Consider the following 20,428-nt stretch of genomic DNA (forward strand, 5'->3'; position numbering starts at 1 on the left):
CAGCTAAATTGGCGGGTGCAGAAAATGACATATGATTCAACTGAAAACTTTTAGGGAAGCCGATTTTAACCAGCTGATTGCCTGGGATACAATGAAGAAATATTGATGCAGATTGCCGGGTAGTGAATGGTGTTACCTGAACCGCCATAAATATGATTATCGATAAAACACGGTGGGAGGCATTAAAATAAATGCGACTTTATTATTGGGCGCTTCGTAAATTTAGTTTTCTAATCTGCCGGTTGCGCCATGGCCAATACACTGAAAATAAACGATAAAATTGCACTTGAGCTTATTGATTATCATCATGCCGAATCACTGTACCAGCTGGTGAAAGCCAATCGCCAGCATTTAAGAGAGTGGCTACCGTGGGTTGATCATATGCGAACGGTTGAAGACTTCCGAAGATATATCGGCAACTCAAAACAACGTTATTCAGGTCAGGTTGAAATAGGATATGTAATAATGGCCGGACCCCAGATGATCGGCAGAATAGGATTATACAATATCGATTTGCAAAATCGCAATGCTTCCATCGGATACTGGATCGCTACGGAATGGATGGGGCAGGGCATTATTACCGGCGCCTGCAAAGCGGTTATTGATTACAGTTTTACCCGGCTTGGCCTAAACAGAATTGAGATCAGGGCCGGCACTGAAAACTATAAAAGCCAGGCGATACCTCAGCGCCTCGGTTTTAAAAAAGAAGGTATCATTCGCCAGGGCGAGTTTGTAAACAGCCGGTTCATTGATCTGTTTGTATTTTCATTATTAAAGGATGAGTGGAAATTGTAATTCGCTTCGTTAAAATAGTTGTTGCGGCAACCTTTTTGCAGCCAACCAGCCATAGTTAAATATGCAGGTTTCCGGCGATGGGAAAGATTGCTGAAGTTTCTTCAATGATTAAGGGGCGCCCGCCAATGCCCGAAAAATGCTAAATGATTTTTAGCGATCATCACAAAATGCTAATTACCTTGCCGCCCGCCGCGCGGTTTCCCTTTAAGATTTACAGTAGAAATGTCGTGCACAATCTGTCTTAATACCTGTCAGATTAACGGTTGTTAATCTGACGGAATTTTTTACGGACAGCCGGTGCACCGGCTTGTAGTATGAGTTCTATGGCTGGATGCATATATACGTAATCAGCAGTAAGTACTATTATTTAAAAAATAGAAATCAGGTAGCTGCGGCACTCACATTTGCGGGGTTGCGGACACTAATAAATGGGAATAAAATTCTATTTGTGGGAAATTAGTGTTATTTGTACAATTTAAACGCTTTGATAATAAACAGGTTATACCTTGGCATAATTTAGGGAGTAACCGGCTTTGCTATAAGGTTAATTTAAATCTGATCCCTATGAACCCGACTTTTTCAACCAACTACCGTGAGATGACCCCCTGGCTGGAAACTATTCTGAACGATTATCAGGATGCGGTTATAATAACCGACAAGCATTTTGAGCGATTGCATTGGAATGTTGCCGCCGAAGAATTATGGTTTCAGCAAACAAACCGCCCCTCGAATAAAAATGTAATTGCCTTTCTTGATCTGTTGTTTCCCGGATATCCCGAAGTACAGGAAATGCTTGAAAAAGTGGTAACGCAGGACGAACCCGAGGAAGACATTTTTTTATCAACTCCTGCCGGTAAAACATATCGCCTCTCGTGTTATACGCATAAATTCCCCGGTACAACCTATTTGCTAGATGTTGTTATTATTTTACGCGACCTGCAAACATCGCGCAATGAACTGCATCCCGAACAGGTGCTGTACAAAAGCCTGTTGAACACTTTGGAAGAAGGTGTTTTGTTATTGCAGGGCGAACAGGGCACCATTATCTCAGCCAATAAAAAGGCCTGTGACATTATCGGTGTTAGAAAAAAGCAACTGATCGGCCAAAACCTTACCGACCTGGCAGGAAAAGCCTTTAAGGAAGATGGCTCCTGTATGGATGTATCGGATTTTCCTCCGTTGATTACACTGCGTACCGGCGAACCCATAAAACATGCGATCGCAGGATTTAAAAACAGCTGTGGCAAAACCACCTGGGTGAGTGTAAATACCTGTTTGCCCGATGCGCATACTTCGTGCTGGCCTGGTCTTATAGCGGTTACTTTTTTTGATATCACCGCCCGCCGCGAAGCCGAATCGCGATTAACAGAAACCGAGGCGATCTTTGCATCGTTCATGAACAATACCCACAGCCCTGCCTGGATCATCGATGAAGACGGCAATATTATTTACATGAACGATGTGTTTAAGAATGTATGGAAACTGAACGATAGCCATTTGAATGGTAACATGCACGACCTGTTGCCAAAAGAAATGATAGGGGAGTACATAGCCAATAACCGCAAGGTATTGGAAACCGGTCAGCCGTTGATCACCATCGAAAAATCGTTGCGCATAAATGGTACACCCGGCGTATACCTTGTGCATAAATTTTTACTAAAAACCTCAAATGCAAAACGCCTGATAGGCGGGCAATCGATAGATATTACCGACGAAAAAAACGCCCAGGAAGAAATTGTAAAAAGCAACGAGCGTTTTTATTATGCTACCAAAGCAACGTCTGATTCAATCTGGGACTGGAATATCGAAAAGGGCCATATTTACCGCAGTGAACCTTTCACCCGGTTAACAGGCTATTTTCAGAAAGATATTGACAGCAACCTGTACTGGTGGTATGAAAAGATACATGAAGACGATCGCAAACGGGTAATGGCGCAAATCAATGCCTGTTTGATGTCGCAAAATAATTACTGGCACGATGAATACCGCTTCCGTTGCGCCGATGGCAGCTATAAATACCTGTCGGATAAAGGATATATTATGTATAAGAACGGACAGGCGGTGCGGGCCATTGGAGCCATTCAGGATTTAACCGAGAAAAGAAGGCTCGAAGCCGAGCTGGCGCATCAGAAAGAAAAGGAGCGCATACAAATCAACCAGGCCATGATTGCAGGCCAGGATATTGAGCGGAATGAGATTTCAAAAGAACTGCATGATAATGTAAACCAGATTTTGTCCTCGGCCGTGATCTTATTAAGTGTTGCCAAAGATAATCCGGCCGAGCAGGCAAGCCTGATGGAAACGACCAGCGAATACCTGAATCTGGCCATTCAGGAGATTCGAAAAATATCCAAATCACTGAATTCATCTGTGATCAATGAAGTAGGTTTTGTTGAACCGGTGGAAGATATCATTAAATGCATGAAGCTGGCGCAAAAATTAAACGTGCAATTTGAGTGCGACCCCTGCCTCGAGGAAGAAATTTGTTACGATCTGCAATTGATGCTATACAGAATTATACAGGAACAAACCAATAATATCATTCGTCATGCCGAAGCGGGCTGTGTAAAGATCGCCATTAACAAATGCGACGGATTTTTGAACCTGCTTATTCAGGATGATGGAAAGGGTTTTGATAAAAGCCTTCATGCAAACGGAATAGGCCTGATGAATATCCGCAACCGGGCCGAAACTTTTGGCGGCTCGATATACATCGATACCAAACCGGGATGCGGATGTAAAATGATAGTGAAGGTGCCGGTTGATTGCAATAAGCAATAAGCAATAGGCAATAGGCAATGGGCAATTGATAAACAATAAAGCCAATCTTAACAAGGATACACAGAAATGCAGAGAATAAACAATTGCATTTAACTCTGCGTCTCGCGCTATTATATACAAGTTCGGTGGAACACCGACATGACGAAAATCAGGTTTTTTCTGCGGGCAATGAGTTTAATTTGTCGATTATTCGTTGGATTAAATTCAAAAGCCCGGAAGCATGATCACCCCGCTATACAAAATTGATGAGCAGGCCTTTGTGACGGATTTGGTTGTCAGAGACTACCGGACCGCAGATGTATTTAAAAAATATGGTATCGATTATTGCTGCGGCGCCAAATGGCCGTTGCAAACCGCCTGTGAAGTAAGGGGGCTCGACACCAATATTATAAAAGAAGAGCTGGAGCAGGCTGTGCGTAGCATTCCTACTTCCAATGCGCTTCCTTTTGCCGAATGGCCGCTCGATTTTTTGACAGATTATATTATGTATGTGCATCACGGCTATTTGAAGCAAGCACTTCCCCTGCTGAAAGATTTTCTTGATCACTTTATTGCCGAACATCGTAAAAAATATGCTTACCTCGATGAACTGCAGCAACAGTTTTTGAAGCTGTTTACCAGTTTGCCTGTTTATATGAAACAGCAGGAGGAAACAATTTTCCCTTATATTAAACAGGTAAACCGGGCCTGGCTGGCCAAAGAACCCTTTGGCGGACTGCTTACGCGCACGCTTCGCAAACCGGTTGAAAAAGTAATGGATCAGGAGCATCAACTGGCCATTAGCGTATTATTAAAGTTTCGCGAGCTTACGAATAATTACACGCTGCCCGTAAATGCCTGTAAAAGTCATAGCGTGGTGTTTATGAAATTGATCGAACTCGATAATGATGTTGTTCAACACCTGTATCTCGAAAACAAAATAATATTACCCCGCTTGCTCACTATCGAAAAAGAATTGAGCAAGCAGTGAGGCTCCCTGATCCTTGCCTGCCCGCCATAGCGTTAGCGTAAGCGGGGCCTTGTGCCTTGAGTCTTGAGTCATTACCTGATTGCTCTGAATATCGTATTGGTATACGACGAATCAACATTTCCCGCAAAAACCATAATACCTGCTTTGGTTCCACCGGATGGTTCCCAGGCGGCCGCTGTTGTTGCATTACTAAGACTGTTGTATTGTTTCGATACACCGATCATTGTTTTGGAGGGGCCTATATAATTTGCCCACCGGTTAAACCGGGTAGTATTATTTTGAAAATAACCCATGTCTTCAACAAAATTTAAATACTGCGCCACCGAAGGCGATTGCCCGATGGCGTAACCTGCCTGTCCGCCGCTGTATATGGCTGCGGTATACACCGTAGTAGTACTATTGGCCGACAATGGCCCGAAGTATTTTCCAAACTCTTTCACCAGGTTCGTGAAGTTTGTATTGGCCGGTGTGCTGCCCATGTGTTCAACATCGAGCGCAATGCCATCATAGTGTAGTGAATCGATGATACATGCTTTAACAAAAGCCGCAAACTGTGTGTACGACAGCGTTTGGCCGTTGTATGTTGTGAAAGGCGTTGTAGTATTCCAGGAAGCGGCATCATCAACATTCATCAATACCTTAACACCACTCTGCTGTAACACTCTTACATGGTTGATGATTGATTTATAGGAATGATAATTGGGATTAACGTTCAGTATGTAAGCGCTGCTACTGCCATAATGAGCCGAGTCGGCCATTTCCCAGGCAGTTCCTTCGAATAACACTACAACATTTGCCGCTTTGGCAAAATTGGTAAGTGGTAAGTTGTTGGGCGTTGCGTCGAAGGCATAATAAGCCACTTTAAAATTGGGTGGCGCCGGAAGCGCTGCCGCTGCGTTTATAGAAGCTGTTCGCAGCAGATTGCCGCTTAATTCATTGTTTGAAAGCTGATTCAGGTTGCTGGTTTTTGTGCAGGAACAAATGCCCGTAATAACCACAAGCATTGCTGCGAGGTGATTTTTTTTCATATGTGCAAAGGTTTTGTGTGAAGAATAGAAAGGGCAGGATACTAACAATTTAACTTAAAATTGCGATGGTTGGTGAGGGCTGCACATATATAAATTGTTGCAAGATGCAAGTTATTATAAGTCCGAAAGTCAGTAATAGAAGTCCGAAGTCAGAAGTCTGAAGTCAGAGGTCCGAAGTCAGAAGAACCCGAATTTTTTAGATGCCATCTTTTTTATAACGAATTCTTCGGGCTTCCGACTTCAGACTTCCAAATTTATGGAAGAGGCTCAGTAGCGCCATCTACCATCCACGGAAGATTGAATTTGTGAAATTCAATAGAACGGTGGCTGGTGCTGCTGTTCGGAACATCTTCATTAACTTCTATAAGTGCGCCAATGGTATAGTCGGCTGTTTTTACCATGCTTGAGTAACCGCCTTTGCCCTGTGCTATAGCGTCGCTTACTGTTAAATAATCGAAAATTCTACGGCTGATGGGCCAGGTAAGGCCGCCATCATAACTGATGCGTACACGCATATTGCCTCTTGTGCTGATGCTGTCTGAGTTTAACACCATAATACGGTCGGGCGAACCGGTATAACGCACTATGGAGCCTTCGCATGCTGGATCATGTAATACATTATCGGGTGCAAATGCCGAAAAGGTACCTGGAATTGTACCCCGCGATACCCAGCGACGTTTGGCAGTTTCCCAGGAGGCCGTAGTAGGACGATCATTTCGCATAAGGCGGCCGTCGTTTAATTCAACGATAGCGCCTTCGCTGGTTCCGCCCGGAATGATCTGGTATTGCCAGGTGGCGCCATGATCGGTGCTGTAAATATTTCTTGATATAGCAGGAATTACCAGCGTGCCATTGCTGGTTTGTATACCCACACCGGGGCCCATAGCATCCCAGATACGATTGGGCGGCAGTAAGGTACTGGTCATATCAATGGGCGAACTAAAAGTAAGGCCATCGTCGTCGCTGTGCGAAACGTATACACGCCGGTCGCCCCAGGTATCAATTTTCTCGTAACCGTCGGTTCCTCCCTGATTCTTGGTAGCCGAATTCCAGCTCATAAATATCCAGATGCGACCGTTACTGCGATCTACCACTGCTGTTGGATTGCCCCAGGTTCCCTGGCCTGCTCCCACTACTTCCATTACCGACGACCAGCTACTGCCATTATCGGTAGATCGTTTGTACTCCACATTTATATTGCCATAATCTTTGTTGCTGCTCATTCGTCCTTCTACAAAAGCAATAAGTGTGTTGGCGTTGGTGCGTATAATAGAAGGGATACGCCATGAATGATATCCTTCTGCACCACCGTCAAATAATTTTATATGGGTATGGGTTTGGGCAGCCGCCAACGCAGCTGATTTGGAAGAAGCCGGTTCGTTGCTTACAGAAGCTTCTTCGGTAATACCTTTTTTACAGGCAATACCCGAAATGGCGATCAGCGCCATCATGCCCGCAATTTTGCCGGCAACGGGTATTTGCAGCAATTTGTTCATTGTTTTTTTCATGTTTGTGTTATTATGGTTGATGAAACAAAAAGTGCCACGCCATAACGACGTGGCACATAGTAAGGAGTGTTTAGAATACTGAGGTGAACAACGGTTCATGGTTTTTATTCATCATTCACCATTCACGAAATTACCACGTTGGCTTACGAACATTTCCGTAACCACCGCCTTTTGGTCTGTCTTCAAAATGCAGGTGAGGACCGGTTACATTTCCTGTAGCACCTACTTCGCCTAATTTTTGACCGGCAACTACTGTTGCACCGCTGCTAACCGAGCGTTTCGAAAGGTGGCAATACACATAATCGCGGCCATTGGTAGCGCGCAAACCGATCCATTTACCATATGCGCCACCGTTATCGTTCGACCAGGCAATTTTACCACCTAAAACAGCTACTACTTTAGTGCCTGTAGGAGAAGCATAGTCGTCACCGGTATGGAAACCGGCAGCATAGCGAGGATTTTTAACCCCATACGGATAGCTAATTCCATAACCAGGAACCGGCGATGCAATTCTCGCTGCGGCAGCAGCTGCTGCTTCAGTTTGTTCTTCAGTTTTTACCGGTTCAGTTGTAACTTCCTGGTCCTGCGATTCCGATGCAGCAGAGGTATCGGATTTGTTACAGGATAGTACTGACATAAGGAGAACTAAAACTCCAAGAGACATGATTCTTGCGGTGTTTTTTTTCATAGTTTAAATTGTATTTAGAAATAAAGAACTAACTGAATATATCCTTCGCTTCGCTCAGGATGAAGATCAGGTATGGCTAAGAGATTAAAGGAGGAGAAAGAGAAAAAAGAGTTTTTTTTACTTTCTAAATCTCTTTTGTCTTTTTATCATTCTGAAAGTCAGAAATTAATCAGGGAAAAGAAGCAAAGGAGAATTTTCTCTTTTTTTTCTTCTTTGCTCTTTTATGCTCTTAGCGTTGCTGCATTCTTCACTTATTTCCTATTACTTCACTACCACCAGCTTTTTGCTAACTGCTTTGCCGGTTGCATTCAAACGAATGGTAATGGTGTATACACCTGCTTTTAAACCAGTGGTGTTGATGGTAAGGCGGTTGCTGCCTTTTTGCAATACCACCGAACGTTGCTGTGCTATACTGCCATAGTTGTCGGCTATTACAACGCCTGCGGGTTGCGAAGCATCACCCAGCGTATACTCAACAGTGATAGCACTGCCGGTAACCGGGTTGGGCGACACTTTCAGGGTACCTGCGGCGTCAGTGGCTTTGTTGTCGCTGGTGCTGCTGGTTGCAGTTGTACCTGTTTGTACAGTAGCTGCATCAGGATTGTAATAGTGATTTAAGATCCAGGTATAGGTTTGATCGGTACCCCAGAAGCTCGATCCCCACTGGCACATACCACGGCCATGACCGCTTTGGGTACGACCTGCACAACGGCTATCGGCAATACAGGGATAATCGGTGCTGGTTCCGCTATAACCATCGCCGCAACCTGCATTGTTTGTTTCAGCACAGTATTCGGCTAAGTAAATAGCACCGTCTTTTATCAACACGATACCGGCGGTTGCGATGGCCGCATTTTTAACGCTGGTAGCTTTATCGCTCTGCCATGTTTGATGGCAGGCTGCTGATGAAATGTCGTAGTTGTTGCCTGCAGGGTTCTGAACGAACCAGGCGCCGCGTGAACGGTATGCTACAGTGCCGGCCTGCAATGAAGCGGTGTTCCAGCTGCTGAGCCACTCATCATCAACACCGGTTTGTACATACGATTCAAGGCTCATTACCTCAACCGTAGGATCTGAACAGGTAGTGCATGCGCAACTGGTTGCTACGCGAATGCTTGATGGCACAGCGAGGGCTGCAGTTACTGCAGCCGAACCATCTGTTCTGGCGGTTGATTTATTTACCGGATTGCTGCCGGTAAACTCCATTTGCCCGGCCGGTGTTTTATCGAACAAACCATGACGGCGGGTGATCAGATCGCCATTCGATTGCAACAAAGCACTACGGGGTGAGCCGGTAGCAGTAAGTGCAATCTGCATTTCGTATGTTTCGGGAATAGCATAAAAGTTTTTAATGTTATTGGTGATGTACCCTGCTTTTGAAGATTGAATAGCAATGGTAGCAGGTACTTTGCCCTGTGCTACTGCTGAAGCAGGCACCGAAAGCGAAAAGAAGCCCTGTGCATTGGTAGTGGCAGTAAAGGTTCCTGCATTTACCTGAACGCCTGCCAGCGGTGTGTTTTGATCGGCATCACGTACATAACCGGTTAACACCATGTTGCTGCCATTATTTTCTGCCTTTAATAAAGGAGAGCCCGATGCTATTCTTGCTGTGCTAACAGGATCGAGGTTGATATTAGCAGCAATGGTTTCATCGGGTCCGCCGGTGAACAAAGTGCTGAGGGTTGTATAACCGCTTTTTGAAACCGCGAAAGTATAGTTACCGGTTTCGATGCCATATACCAGTTTACCACTGGCATCGGTAGTTACGGTAGCGGTAGTGCCATCGGGTTTGGTTACTTTAACCGATGCGCTGGCAATTGCCAGGCCGGTGCTCATATCTTTCACTGCAAAAGTGATAGTAGTAACAGTGGGAGCAGGTGGTAACTGAATAGTTACACTGCCGGGATTGTAATAGTGATTCAGGATCCAGGTGCCGGTTTTATCACTGGCCCAACGGCTCGATCCCCACTGGCACATACCACGGCCATGGCCACTTGTTGCATATCCGGCGCAGCGCGCATCAGAAATACAAGGCCATGCTGAACCTGTACCGCTGTAACCATCTCCGCAACCGGCATTGTTATTTTCTGCAGAATATTCAGCCCTGAAAATAGCGCCGCTTTTTACCAGCACAGTGCCGGCAGTGGCATTGGCTGCATTGGTGCAGGCGGTTGAGCCATCGGCGTCCCAAACCTGGTTGCAGGTAGTGGAGGCGATATCAAAGTTGCTTTTAACCGGGTGCAAAACATAATAGGCTCCATAAGTACGGTAGGCTACGGCGCCTGCCTCTAACGAAGCTGCTTTCCAACTGGCAATCCATTCATCGTTCAGTCCGGTTTGCACATATTTTTCAAGCGTCATTACCTGTACCACGCTGCAACTGGTACAGCTACAGCTGGTACCTACGCGAATGCTGCTTGGTACTGTTGCTGCGAGCAGCCCTTCAGTCCTTGCCTGCGGAACAGACGTAGTGCCATAACGTTGCTGATCATCTGCTTCTGTTCTGTCGAACAAGCCATGTACCTGCGTTTCGGTTTCTTCTATCGATTGCTGCCTTGCTGCCTTCTGTTGCATGCGGGCCGAGCTCAGTGGTGATAGAGGAATCCGCAGCATATGTGCATCGGGTATTAAATAAAAGTTTTGAACCGTGTAAGGTGCATATCCGGCTTTGGTAAATCGGATATTAACTTTTTGCGGAGCAGCGGCCTGTGTTATAGCTGCTGAAGCCGGTAACTGAAGCGAAAAGAAACCTTTGCTATCTGTGATAGCTGATTTATCTGCTGCAGTAACCTGTACTCCTGCCAACGGTGCATTTTGGTCGGCATCGCGTACATAACCGCTGATAATAGCCTGATTTACATTTATGCGACCCTGTTGCTCAGCTGCCAAAGCATAGCTGCCGGCAGCATCGAGGTTAATGTTCGCTTCGATTTCGGTTTCATCGCCCGATGAAAAAAATGTTTCGAGTGTTTTGTATCCGTCTGCGCCGATGGCAAAGTTGTACTTACCGTTTACTGCAGTGAATACTACTTTGCCGTTTGCTGCAGCTGTTATGGTGCTGCTTTGTCCGTTGGGTGCGGTTACCCGTACCACAGCGCCGGGCACGGCAAAACCCGTGTTCTGGTCTTTTACAACAAAAGTGATGTTGGTACTATTGCCTCCACCGGTACTCTGTTGCGCCCGTGTTTGAGTAAACAACAGCACCATCAGTGCAATCAATAGTAGTCGCGTTTTTATCATAGTGTACCGTTTAGATGAATTTTAAATCCTTCGCCTTTGGCTCAGGATGAAGATCAGGTATGGCTAAGAGATTAAAGGAGAAGAAAGAGAAAAAAGAGTTTTTTTACTTTCTAAATCTCTTTTGTCTTTTTATCATTCTGAAAGTCAGAAATTAATCAGGGAAAAGAAGCAAAGGAGAATTTTCTCTTTTTTCTCCTTTGCTCTTTTATCCTCTTAACGCTACTGCATTCTTCACTTGTTTTCTATTACTTAACTACCACCAGCTTTTTGCTAACTGCTTTGCCGGTTGCATTCAAACGAATGGTAATGGTATATACACCTGCTTTTAAACCAGTGGTGTTGATGGTAAGGCGGTTGCTGCCTTTTTGCAATACCACCGAACGTTGCTGTGCTATGCTGCCGTAGTTGTCGGCTATTACAACGCCTGCGGGTTGCGAAGCATCACCCAGCGTATACTCAACAGTGATAGCACTGCCGGTAACCGGGTTGGGCGATACTTTCAAAGTACCTGCGGCATCAGTGGCTTTGCTGTCGCTGGTGCTGCTGGCTGCAACTGCGGCTGTTTGTACAGAAGCTGCATCAGGATTGTAATAGTGGTTTAAGATCCATGTATAGGTTTGATCGGTAGCCCAAAAGCTCGATCCCCACTGGCACATACCACGGCCATGACCGCTTTTGGTACGACCTGCACAACGGCTGTCGGCAATACAGGGATAATCGGTGCTGGTTCCGCTATAACCATCGCCGCAACCTGCATTGTTTGTTTCAGCACAGTATTCGGCTAAGTAAATAGCGCCGTCTTTTATTAACACGATGCCGGCGGTTGCAATGGCCGCATTTTTAACGCTGGTAGCTTTATCGCTCTGCCATGTTTGATGACAGGCTGCTGATGAAATGTCGTAGTTGTTGCCTGCAGGATTCTGAACGAACCAGGCGCCGCGTGAACGGTATGCTACAGCGCCGGCCTGTAATGAAGCGGCGTTCCAGCTGCTGAGCCACTCATCATCAACACCGGTTTGTACATACGATTCAAGGCTCATCACCTCAACCGTAGGATTTGAACAGGTAGTGCATGCGCAACTGGTTGCTACGCGAATGCTTGATGGCACAGCGAGGGCTGCAGTTACTGCAGCCGAACCATCTGTTCTGGCGGTTGATTTATTTACCGGATTGCTGCCGGTAAACTCAAGTTGCCCGGCCGGTGTTTTGTCGAACAAACCATGATGGCGGGTGATCAGATCGCCATTCGATTGCAACAAAGCACTACGGGGTGAACCGGTAGCAGTAAGTGCAATCTGCATTTCGTATGTTTCAGGAATAGCATAAAAGTTTTTAATGCTATTGGTGATGTAACCTGCTTTTGAAGATTGAATAGCAATGGTAGCAGGTACATTACCCTGTGCTACTGCTGAAGCAGGTACCGAAAGCGAAAAGAAGCCCTGTGCATTGGTAGTGGCAGTATAGGTTCCTGCATTTACCTGAACGCCTGCCAGCGGTGTGTTTTGATCGGCATCACGTACATAACCGGTTAACACCATATTGCTGCCATTATTTTCTGCCTTTAATAAAGGAGAACCAGATGCTATTCTTGCCGTGCTGGTGGGATCGAGGTTGATATTAGCAGCGATGGCATCATCGGGTCCGCCGGTGAACAAAGTGCTGAGGGTGGTATAACCGCTTTTTGAAACCGCGAAAGTATAGTTACCGGTTTCGATGCCATATACCAGTTTACCGCTGGCATCGGTAGTTACGGTAGCGGTAGTGCCATCGGGTTTGGTTACTTTAACCGATGCGCTGGCAATTGCCAGCCCGGTGCTCATATCTTTTACCGCAAAAGTAATAGTGGTTACTGCTGTAGGCGGATTGATCAGGTCGGCATATTTTGACCAGTTCCAGTAAATACCCGGATCGGTGTGCGTATTGCCGCTGTAGTGCTGATGTCCTTTGATACGAACTGTTACAGGCAGAAAATTAGTGCCTGAAGTGGCAGGTCCGCGGAAGCAGGTAGTGCCATCGATGCTCCAACTGCTGCATATATCACGTACCAAAGCAGCCGAACTTGTGTACATGGCATTGGTGTACCACGTGTTGCCCTGTGCAACATATCCTTCATGCTCTATACCAATGGTGTAGTAGTTGTGGTCCAATACATGCCATGCTTTGTCTTTTTCCAGTACCATTTGAGTGATTTGTCCGTCGCTTGAACGAACCACATAGTGGGCAGATACCTGCGCACTGGAGTTGTTAAACCATGAAATGGTTCCTGAATAACTTCCTTCGCAGGTATGTACAACCACGTTGGTTGGCGTGTACCCACCGCGACCAACAGTAAAGTTACTGGTGCTTGCCTGGTCCCACAGGGCCGGCGGATAATCAGTGCTTTGAATAGCCGCTACTTCGGTAGTGCCATCGGTTCTTGCAGTGCTGCCTGCAGTTGTTGGCGTTTGCGTGTTGGCAGTTGGCAGAACGGCGCCGTTAGCGCTGATGCTACCGCGATTGTAATTGATTTGTACACCGGGAGCCTGTAATACACGCAGTGTTTTAGCCGGATAAATTTTATCGAGCTGAATGCTGCGGGGCGTCATTTTAATATTCGGTGTAGAAAATCCTTTCTGAAGATGGTTGTAAATGTCGAACGTGTACAATGAATGCGCATATTTATTAATTGCGTTTCCATCGTCGGGGATTTCAGAAAGTTTGTCAAGCACAACCGAAAAGCTTTCGGCGGTAGCATTGGCGGCTAATTGTTGTGCGCCTGCTTCATGGCTAAGAAATTTTGCCACAGCCAGAATTTGTAAACGAACATCGGCTTTAAACTGTTCGACGGTAATTCCGCTTAATGAACAAACTGCTGCGAGGTTGTTTTTAAAATATCCTTTGCCATCTTCAACCAAAGCAAAGATGCCATAGCGTTTGGGCATTGCTACTGCATCGCCTTCTCCGGTTGGTTCCGGAACCAGGTTGTACATATGCGAAGCCGAATAGGCAGTGGCTTCGAGCACACCTGTTGGAATGTTAGGATAATGGCGATAAGCCTCGGCAAAATAACCGCTGTAATTGTCGGCCTGCTGAGCGGTTACCTGCATACTCCATAAAAGAGTAATAAATAATCCACAGAGTAATCTTCGGGTAATCATCATGTGAAGTTTTAAATGGTTAGCGAATTGGTTTTTGAATAGAAAAAAGGTTTCCTGTTCCGCAGAAAACAAAGTTTTTTGCAGGGGCATATATATCCTGGTCAGAAAAAGAAATGCTTTTTCTGAGTAGTCTGTCAGTAAAGTAGGGCTATACTAAAACGTAAGGGGTTGCGTCAGGGCAAAAGGGGTTTGTTGTTCCGCTCTGCGGAATCAAACGCCGGGTGATCATCGCATGCAGGCCGGTTTCAAAGGCACTGCTGTAACATTCGATATGTTTCTGGAGAAAGGGAAAAAAACAACAACCCTGCCAGGGCTGCTTCTTTGCTGGCATGGCGGTGCATGCACTGAGCTGGCATCAGAATAACCAGCCATACAAAATGGCAAATCAATAAGTGTATAGTTTTTCATGATAAGGTTGAGATAAGGTTAATTAAGGTTATTAAGTAGTACATAATTAGGTGTTTTTTTTCAATTAGCAATGACGGGTTCATGAAAATTATATCAACATCAGTAAATTATTTTTATTGATTAACGTTGTTGCACACCTGATATCTGGTAACAGGTTATAAATTAGCGCCTCGTGCATTTCAATTGCATAAGATGTGTAAGCGTTTTCACAACATTTAAAATTCATTCGTGCATTAATTTCTACATCGTTTAGGTTAAAATTTGTTACATAAACGGGTTGCAGAAATCCGCACTCCCCGGCAATTAAATTGCATTAGTTGTTAAAAATGCTCAGCGCTTTTTATTGAGCTCAGGGTAATTGGGTATCACCGAATACACTGTAGCTTAATGGTTATAGTTGAACAGCCGACATAAGCAAACTTCAAACCATCCTTCCCGGTAACGGCTAAAAAAACAGTGGAGAAACGATATTACTTTTAAACATTAAATAATTTTGTTATGGCTTACGAAAGGTATCAGCATTGTATAGACGAATGTAATAATTGCGCTACGCTGTGTAATAATTGCGCTGTTGAATGTTTGCATGAAAATGATGTGAAGCTCACACGCTGTATACAACTTGATATGGAGTGTGCGGCTATTTGCAGGAGCGCTGCTGAAATAATGACCTTAGGCAGTATGTACTCCGAAAAAATCTGCGAAGTATGTGCCGATGTATGTAACGCCTGCGCTGTAGAGTGCGAAAAACACAGTCAAATGGAACATTGTCTTCAGTGCACCGAAGCATGCCGCCGTTGCGCCGATGCCTGTATGCATATGATGGAAGAAGCATAGGTGCAAGGACATGGCACAAGTAAGTGGGGAGGATTTTGCCCAGGGATGTAGTTTTGAAGTCAGAACTCTGAAGTCGGATGTCTGATGTCGGAAGCAGTAGTAAGAAGTATGAAGTAAAGAAGTTGAAAAATTGATAATTATCAAATGCGAGATAAAAGATTTTCTGTTGCACGCAATCTGGTTTCCTGTAAACTCCCCACTTCCTGCTTTTTATTGTCTATTGCCTGCTGCCAGTTACACAATGCCAACTATTTTGCCTAACCAATTAATAACTGCCCCTGCTAACTTACTACTGCCTGCTTCCTACTGCCTGCTCCACTGGCAGGATGATTGCTGCATTAACAAAGATGCACTAAAGTGTCAACCATTTTTATGGAAACCCGATACAGCAGTGAAGTAGCCATCGATATAAGTTCTGACCTGCAGCTTGAAGGCGAACTGGTTATTCCGCTGAAAGCAACCGGCATTGTTGTGTTTTCGCATGGCAGCGGCAGCAGCCGTCATAGTCCCCGAAATAAAAAAGTTGCACAACTGCTACAGGCAAATCAGATCGGCACTTTATTATTTGACTTGCTAACACCGCAGGAAGACAGCGTTTATTCAACCCGTTTTAATATTGACCTTCTTACCCGCAGACTTGTTTTAACTACACAATGGCTGGAGAAATTTGAACCGGCGCGCAATTGCAGGTATGGATATTTCGGCGCCAGTACCGGCGCAGCGTCGGCTCTTAAAGCAGCTGCGCTGTTACCCGAAATAAAAGCCGTTATATCGCGCGGTGGCCGGCCCGACCTGGCGATGGATGTATTGCACCGTGTACATGCACCTACTTTGCTTATTGTTGGAAGTATTGATCATGATGTATTGCGGTTAAATGAACAGGCCTTTGAGGCACTGGATTGCGAAAAAAAATTAGCAGTGGTGGAAGGCGCCTCACATCTGTTTTCAGAAAAAGGAGCATTGGAAATGGTGGCTGACATGGCTATTGCGTGGTGCCGGAAATATCTTACGGGAATTGCGGTTGCTTAATGAAGTTACCTGTTACCTGTTACCAGTTTCCGGTTTCCGGTTCCCGGTTATGGGTCCATGTTGCTTGATCTTTGTCAATTGTTATATAAGGCATGTTGTAAATGTTCTTCGCATACTGATATATGTTCCATGTACCTTATACTCAACATCTGAAACCTATTATAATTGCTACACAGAACTACTTATCAACTTTCAGGGATACTAACGATTTTGTAAATACTCGATGGCTACACGCTGTTGTTACAGCAATTTTATACAAGGTTTGATGTTTTAAATAGATGAACATTATTTAATTAAATCCTCTCAAATGAAATTCTTTAGTATCCTGATTAACCGAAAACTCGTTCTGCTGTTCATATCAGTGTTGGGCACAGGTATGATGGCAACTGCGCAGCTAAAAATTGGCGATAATCCTACCAGCATTCAAAAGTCGTCGATACTTGAACTGGAAAGCACAAGACAAGGTTTGCTGTTACCGCGTTTAAGCGACACAGCAGCCATCAATTCGTTAACGCCACCCGATGGAATGATCATTTATCTTACTGCCGATAATAGCTTGCGTATACGCAGCAATGGCGCGTGGAAAAAGCTCGCCAGCATGGCTGATGCTACTGCTAACTGGTCGTTAACCGGTAATACCGGCACCGACTCGGCCAATAATTTTATCGGAACCCTCGATGGAAAGCCTTTAACGATTAAAACCGATAATGCTGCCCGTATGATCATTGGTGCAAACGGTAATGTTGGTATCGGAACCACCACACCTTCTGCTACCTTAAACGTTAACGGAACCGTAAAGCTCGAAAACCTAGCGGCCAATACATCTGAAGTAGATGTGCTGGTACTGGCTGCAGATGGTTCTGTTTATAAAAGAACCATGTCGTCATCGGCATTTACCAACGCCATCAAATCGATCAACGGCATTCAAAAGCAAACGCTTTCTATAACCGCCGCTGCCGATGCATCGAAAGATTCGGTTGAAGTTGAAAACCGTTCGGTCGACAGCACCATTGCTATTTACCTGCCTGTACAGGACGGTACTTCTGCTACCAAACCTTATGGATTTTTAACTTATAACGACTGGTCGAAAATTCAAAGTGGTATTCAAACCATAACTATTGGTGCAGTATCTTCTTCACCCAATGTTAAAGGAGCTTCGATTGTTACCGACAGCACATCGCGTCAGATCATATTACATCCTGCCGATGCCAGCAACCCTGGTATTGTAACAGCCGGTACACAAACATTTGGAGGTAATAAAACCTTTAATAATAATGTAGCAGTAAACGGTACCCTTACTTTGAACAGCGTAGCTAATAATACAAGTGCTGATAGTGTGCTGGTACTTACCAATGGTGTAGTAGAAAAGAGAAAAGTTAGTGATGCGGCTTTTGGTAATGCCATTCAGCGTATTAATAATAATACCGACACGGCGCAAACATTTGCATTCACAACTTCAGGAACCGATCTTACCGTATCGACCAACAGCGCCGATACCGTATTTTTAAATGTACCCAATGCGGGCACCAGCGCCCGTGGTGTGGTTACTACAACTGCTCAAACTTTCGGTGGTAATAAAACCTTTCAGGACAGTGTAGCCGCTGCCAAAGCTATTTTAGCAGGTGGTACAGGTAATGCGAACTCAACTGTACAGGTAGCCGGTTCATTGTCGATGGCTATAAAATCAATTACTGCCGATTATACCGTTACAGCTGCTGATAATACCGTTCTGGCAAATACCACTTCATCGGCTATAACTATTACATTACCCGCACCGGGCAGCTTTGCCGGACGTATTTATACCATTAAAAAGATCGGCACCGGCGGTATTGATAAAGAATTAACCATCAACCCGGCCTCAGGCACCATCGACGGCGGCAGTTCGTATATTATTTACAACGACTGGACCTACGTTACGCTTCAAACAGATGGTACCAACTGGTACATTATCAAAAAGTAAGAAATTATACTGCTCATCGCTTAAAGCGCGTGTATGCAAATCAACAGATGGCCTGGTGTTATGGTACTATTTGTACTGTTCACCAAAGCGGGTATGTCGCAACAATTGCGACTGGGAATAAATCCCTGGGCGGTTGAGAAATCCGCCGTGCTTGAACTGCAGAGTACCAACCAGGGCTTATTATTCTCACGCATTGCCGATACCACATTGATCAATGCATTGAATCCGCCCGACGGCATGGTGGTTTATTATAGTCCATCAAAGCAATTGTTGCTTCGTTCGAACGGCGCCTGGCAATCCCTTGTAACGCCTGGTAAATTAAGTGCAGGCACCGGTATATCGTATAATGCTGTTACCGGAGTGATCAGTAATAGTGGAGTTACCTCTGTAAATGGCAACACCGGCGCTTTAACCATGGATACCGGTTACATCAGTAACTTTTATCAAAAGGTACGCGGCTTATTTACCGCCTCGGCGCCCATCACACTTACCAACGGCCAGATCGGAATTAGCCAGGCAACCACTTCAACAAACGGTTACCTGAGCAGTACCGACTGGAACACGTTCAACAACAAATTGTCATCTGTTGATACCACAAACATTGCCAATTTCTGGCAAAAGGTGCGAAGCGAGCATAGCGCCGGTACCGGTATTTCGTACAATGCTACTACCGGCCAGATCAGCAACAATGGAGTTACATCATTAAATGGCAACACCGGCGCTTTAACTATGGATACGGGTTACATCAGTAACTTTTATCAAAAGGTGCGCAGCTTGTTTACCGCCTCGGCGCCCATTACACTCACTAACGGCCAGATTGGAATTAGCCAGGCAACCACTTCAACAAACGGTTACCTGAGCAGTACCGACTGGAATACATTCAACAACAAATTGTCGGCTGTTGATACAACGAATATTGCCAATTTCTGGCAAAAGGTGCGAAGCGAGCATAGCGCCGGTACTGGTATTTCGTACAATGCTACTACCGGCCAGATCAGTAACAGCGGAGTTACTTCAGTAAATGGCAACACCGGCGCATTGACTATGGATACCGGTTACATCAGTAACTTTTATCAAAAGGTGCGCGGCTTATTAAGTGCAGGTACTGGTATAGGTTATAATTCAACCACAGGCGTTATTACTGCCACCGGTGGTGGCGGCAGCGGCTGGGCTTTGAACGGTAATACGGTAGGCAGCGAAAAAAAGATAGGCACCATTGATTTGTACGATCTTCCTTTTATTACCCATAATACCGAACAAATGCGTCTTGATACGGGCGGTAACCTGGCCATCGGTACTTCAACATACGATGCCGTTGCACGTGAAAAAGTATTGATCGATGCCGGCACTACCGATTCGTATAACCTGCTCATAGCAAAAGGCCAACGAAACGGGTATCTTCAGTTTAATATTACCAATGAATCTACCGGCGGGCAGGCGAGTACCGATATTGTAGCTACTGCCAATAACGGAACAGAAACTACCAATTATGTTGACCTGGGTATGAACGGAGGTGGTTACAATAACGCCAATAACATATTGAGCGGCGCCAACAATGGGTATTTATATAGTGCCGGAAATGATTTTATTATTGGTAATTCGTCTGCCTCAAAAGACCTGATTCTGTTTACCGGTGGCATTGCTACTTCAAATGAGCGCATGCGAATCACGAGCGCAGGTAAAGTGGGTATAGGAACAACCAGTCCGTCGACTACCCTCGATGTAAATGGTACCTATAAGCTCGGAAGTTCGGGCACTGCTTTGAATAATATGATCAAAACCAGTTTTAGTATTAGTGATAATACCAATATAACCGCTTCAACTACCCGGCAGGTAACGGCTACTGTAACCGGCGCGGTTGCTAATGCTTCTGTGATTTTGAATCCGCGCAGTGCCTTGCCATCAGGTATAACTATCGCTTATTCCTATATCAGCAGTTCCAATACCATTACTATCGGATTTATTAATACACAATTAGCTTCACAGGCAGTAGGATCTGTTACGTTTGATGTAACGCTGATTCAGTAAAAGATTCACCATTGACCATTCA

At 45.1% G+C, this 20,428-nt stretch carries 12 protein-coding genes; 7 read left to right on the top strand and 5 right to left on the bottom strand.

All coding sequences use genetic code 11. The features are described 5' to 3' along the window. The first annotated feature begins 249 nt into the window (after positions 1-249). The 3 genes from AC59IL_RS33850 (at position 250) to AC59IL_RS33860 (ending at position 4,546) form a co-directional block, all read left to right on the top strand. Positions 250-795 carry a GNAT family N-acetyltransferase gene (locus AC59IL_RS33850; RefSeq protein ID WP_496556690.1) on the top strand — a complete coding sequence of 182 codons (546 nt, stop codon included), beginning with the start codon at positions 250-252 and terminating at the stop codon, positions 793-795. A gap of 564 nt (positions 796-1,359) precedes the next feature. Beyond that, positions 1,360-3,576, top strand: a complete 2,217-nt coding sequence (locus AC59IL_RS33855) for a sensor histidine kinase (RefSeq protein ID WP_496556691.1) — start codon at positions 1,360-1,362, stop codon at positions 3,574-3,576. Between the two features lie 220 nt (positions 3,577-3,796). Continuing rightward, positions 3,797-4,546 (top strand): DUF542 domain-containing protein, encoded by a 750-nt coding sequence (locus tag AC59IL_RS33860; protein ID WP_496556692.1) that lies wholly within the window; start codon positions 3,797-3,799, stop codon positions 4,544-4,546. 71 nt (positions 4,547-4,617) lie between these two features. Here the strand turns inward: AC59IL_RS33860 and AC59IL_RS33865 are convergent, their stop codons facing one another. From AC59IL_RS33865 to AC59IL_RS33885, 5 genes are all read right to left on the bottom strand, one after another. Beyond that, positions 4,618-5,574 (bottom strand): EndoS/ChiA family endoglycosidase, encoded by a 957-nt coding sequence (locus AC59IL_RS33865; protein WP_496556693.1) that lies wholly within the window; start codon positions 5,572-5,574, stop codon positions 4,618-4,620. A 254-nt stretch (positions 5,575-5,828) separates the two neighbouring features. Further along, complete coding sequence (locus AC59IL_RS33870; protein ID WP_496556694.1) at positions 5,829-7,082, bottom strand: sialidase family protein; 1,254 nt, start codon at positions 7,080-7,082, stop codon at positions 5,829-5,831. Positions 7,083-7,212: 130 nt separating this feature from the next. Next, a complete protein-coding gene (locus AC59IL_RS33875) occupies positions 7,213-7,719 on the bottom strand; it encodes a M23 family metallopeptidase (protein WP_496556695.1) in 507 nt (168 codons plus the stop codon). Positions 7,720-8,031: 312 nt separating this feature from the next. After that, the gene (locus AC59IL_RS33880; protein ID WP_496556696.1) at positions 8,032-11,010 is read right to left on the bottom strand and encodes a SpoIID/LytB domain-containing protein; all 2,979 of its coding nucleotides are present in this window, start codon (positions 11,008-11,010) and stop codon (positions 8,032-8,034) included. Positions 11,011-11,255: 245 nt separating this feature from the next. Beyond that, a complete protein-coding gene (locus tag AC59IL_RS33885) occupies positions 11,256-14,150 on the bottom strand; it encodes an N-acetylmuramoyl-L-alanine amidase (RefSeq protein ID WP_496556697.1) in 2,895 nt (964 codons plus the stop codon). 903 nt (positions 14,151-15,053) lie between these two features. Here AC59IL_RS33885 and AC59IL_RS33890 point away from each other — a divergent pair. From AC59IL_RS33890 to AC59IL_RS33905, 4 genes are all read left to right on the top strand, one after another. After that, positions 15,054-15,389: a four-helix bundle copper-binding protein gene (locus AC59IL_RS33890; protein ID WP_496556698.1), complete on the top strand. Its 336-nt coding sequence runs from the start codon at positions 15,054-15,056 to the stop codon at positions 15,387-15,389. Between the two features lie 372 nt (positions 15,390-15,761). Beyond that, positions 15,762-16,418, top strand: a complete 657-nt coding sequence (locus AC59IL_RS33895; RefSeq protein WP_496556699.1) for a dienelactone hydrolase family protein — start codon at positions 15,762-15,764, stop codon at positions 16,416-16,418. A gap of 307 nt (positions 16,419-16,725) precedes the next feature. Further along, positions 16,726-18,378: a phage tail-like protein gene (locus AC59IL_RS33900; RefSeq protein WP_496556700.1), complete on the top strand. Its 1,653-nt coding sequence runs from the start codon at positions 16,726-16,728 to the stop codon at positions 18,376-18,378. Between the two features lie 33 nt (positions 18,379-18,411). Beyond that, a complete protein-coding gene (locus tag AC59IL_RS33905; RefSeq protein WP_496556701.1) occupies positions 18,412-20,406 on the top strand; it encodes a beta strand repeat-containing protein in 1,995 nt (664 codons plus the stop codon). Positions 20,407-20,428 lie beyond the last annotated feature (22 nt).

The sequence above is a fragment of the Niastella sp. sgz303648 genome (assembly GCF_059587045.1).

Excerpts from the sequence above, each read along its gene's own strand:
- AC59IL_RS33895 (WP_496556699.1), top strand. The coding sequence starts at position 15,762 with ATGGAAACCCGATACAGCAGTGAAGTAGCCATCGATATAAGTTCTGAC.
- AC59IL_RS33900 (WP_496556700.1), top strand. The coding sequence starts at position 16,726 with ATGAAATTCTTTAGTATCCTGATTAACCGAAAACTCGTTCTGCTGTTC.
- AC59IL_RS33885 (WP_496556697.1), bottom strand. The coding sequence starts at position 14,150 with ATGATGATTACCCGAAGATTACTCTGTGGATTATTTATTACTCTTTTA.
- AC59IL_RS33850 (WP_496556690.1), top strand. The coding sequence starts at position 250 with ATGGCCAATACACTGAAAATAAACGATAAAATTGCACTTGAGCTTATT.
- AC59IL_RS33870 (WP_496556694.1), bottom strand. The coding sequence starts at position 7,082 with ATGAAAAAAACAATGAACAAATTGCTGCAAATACCCGTTGCCGGCAAA.
- AC59IL_RS33875 (WP_496556695.1), bottom strand. The coding sequence starts at position 7,719 with ATGTCAGTACTATCCTGTAACAAATCCGATACCTCTGCTGCATCGGAA.
- AC59IL_RS33855 (WP_496556691.1), top strand. The coding sequence starts at position 1,360 with ATGAACCCGACTTTTTCAACCAACTACCGTGAGATGACCCCCTGGCTG.
- AC59IL_RS33880 (WP_496556696.1), bottom strand. The coding sequence starts at position 11,010 with ATGATAAAAACGCGACTACTATTGATTGCACTGATGGTGCTGTTGTTT.
- AC59IL_RS33860 (WP_496556692.1), top strand. The coding sequence starts at position 3,797 with ATGATCACCCCGCTATACAAAATTGATGAGCAGGCCTTTGTGACGGAT.
- AC59IL_RS33905 (WP_496556701.1), top strand. The coding sequence starts at position 18,412 with ATGCAAATCAACAGATGGCCTGGTGTTATGGTACTATTTGTACTGTTC.
- AC59IL_RS33865 (WP_496556693.1), bottom strand. The coding sequence starts at position 5,574 with ATGAAAAAAAATCACCTCGCAGCAATGCTTGTGGTTATTACGGGCATT.
- AC59IL_RS33890 (WP_496556698.1), top strand. The coding sequence starts at position 15,054 with ATGGCTTACGAAAGGTATCAGCATTGTATAGACGAATGTAATAATTGC.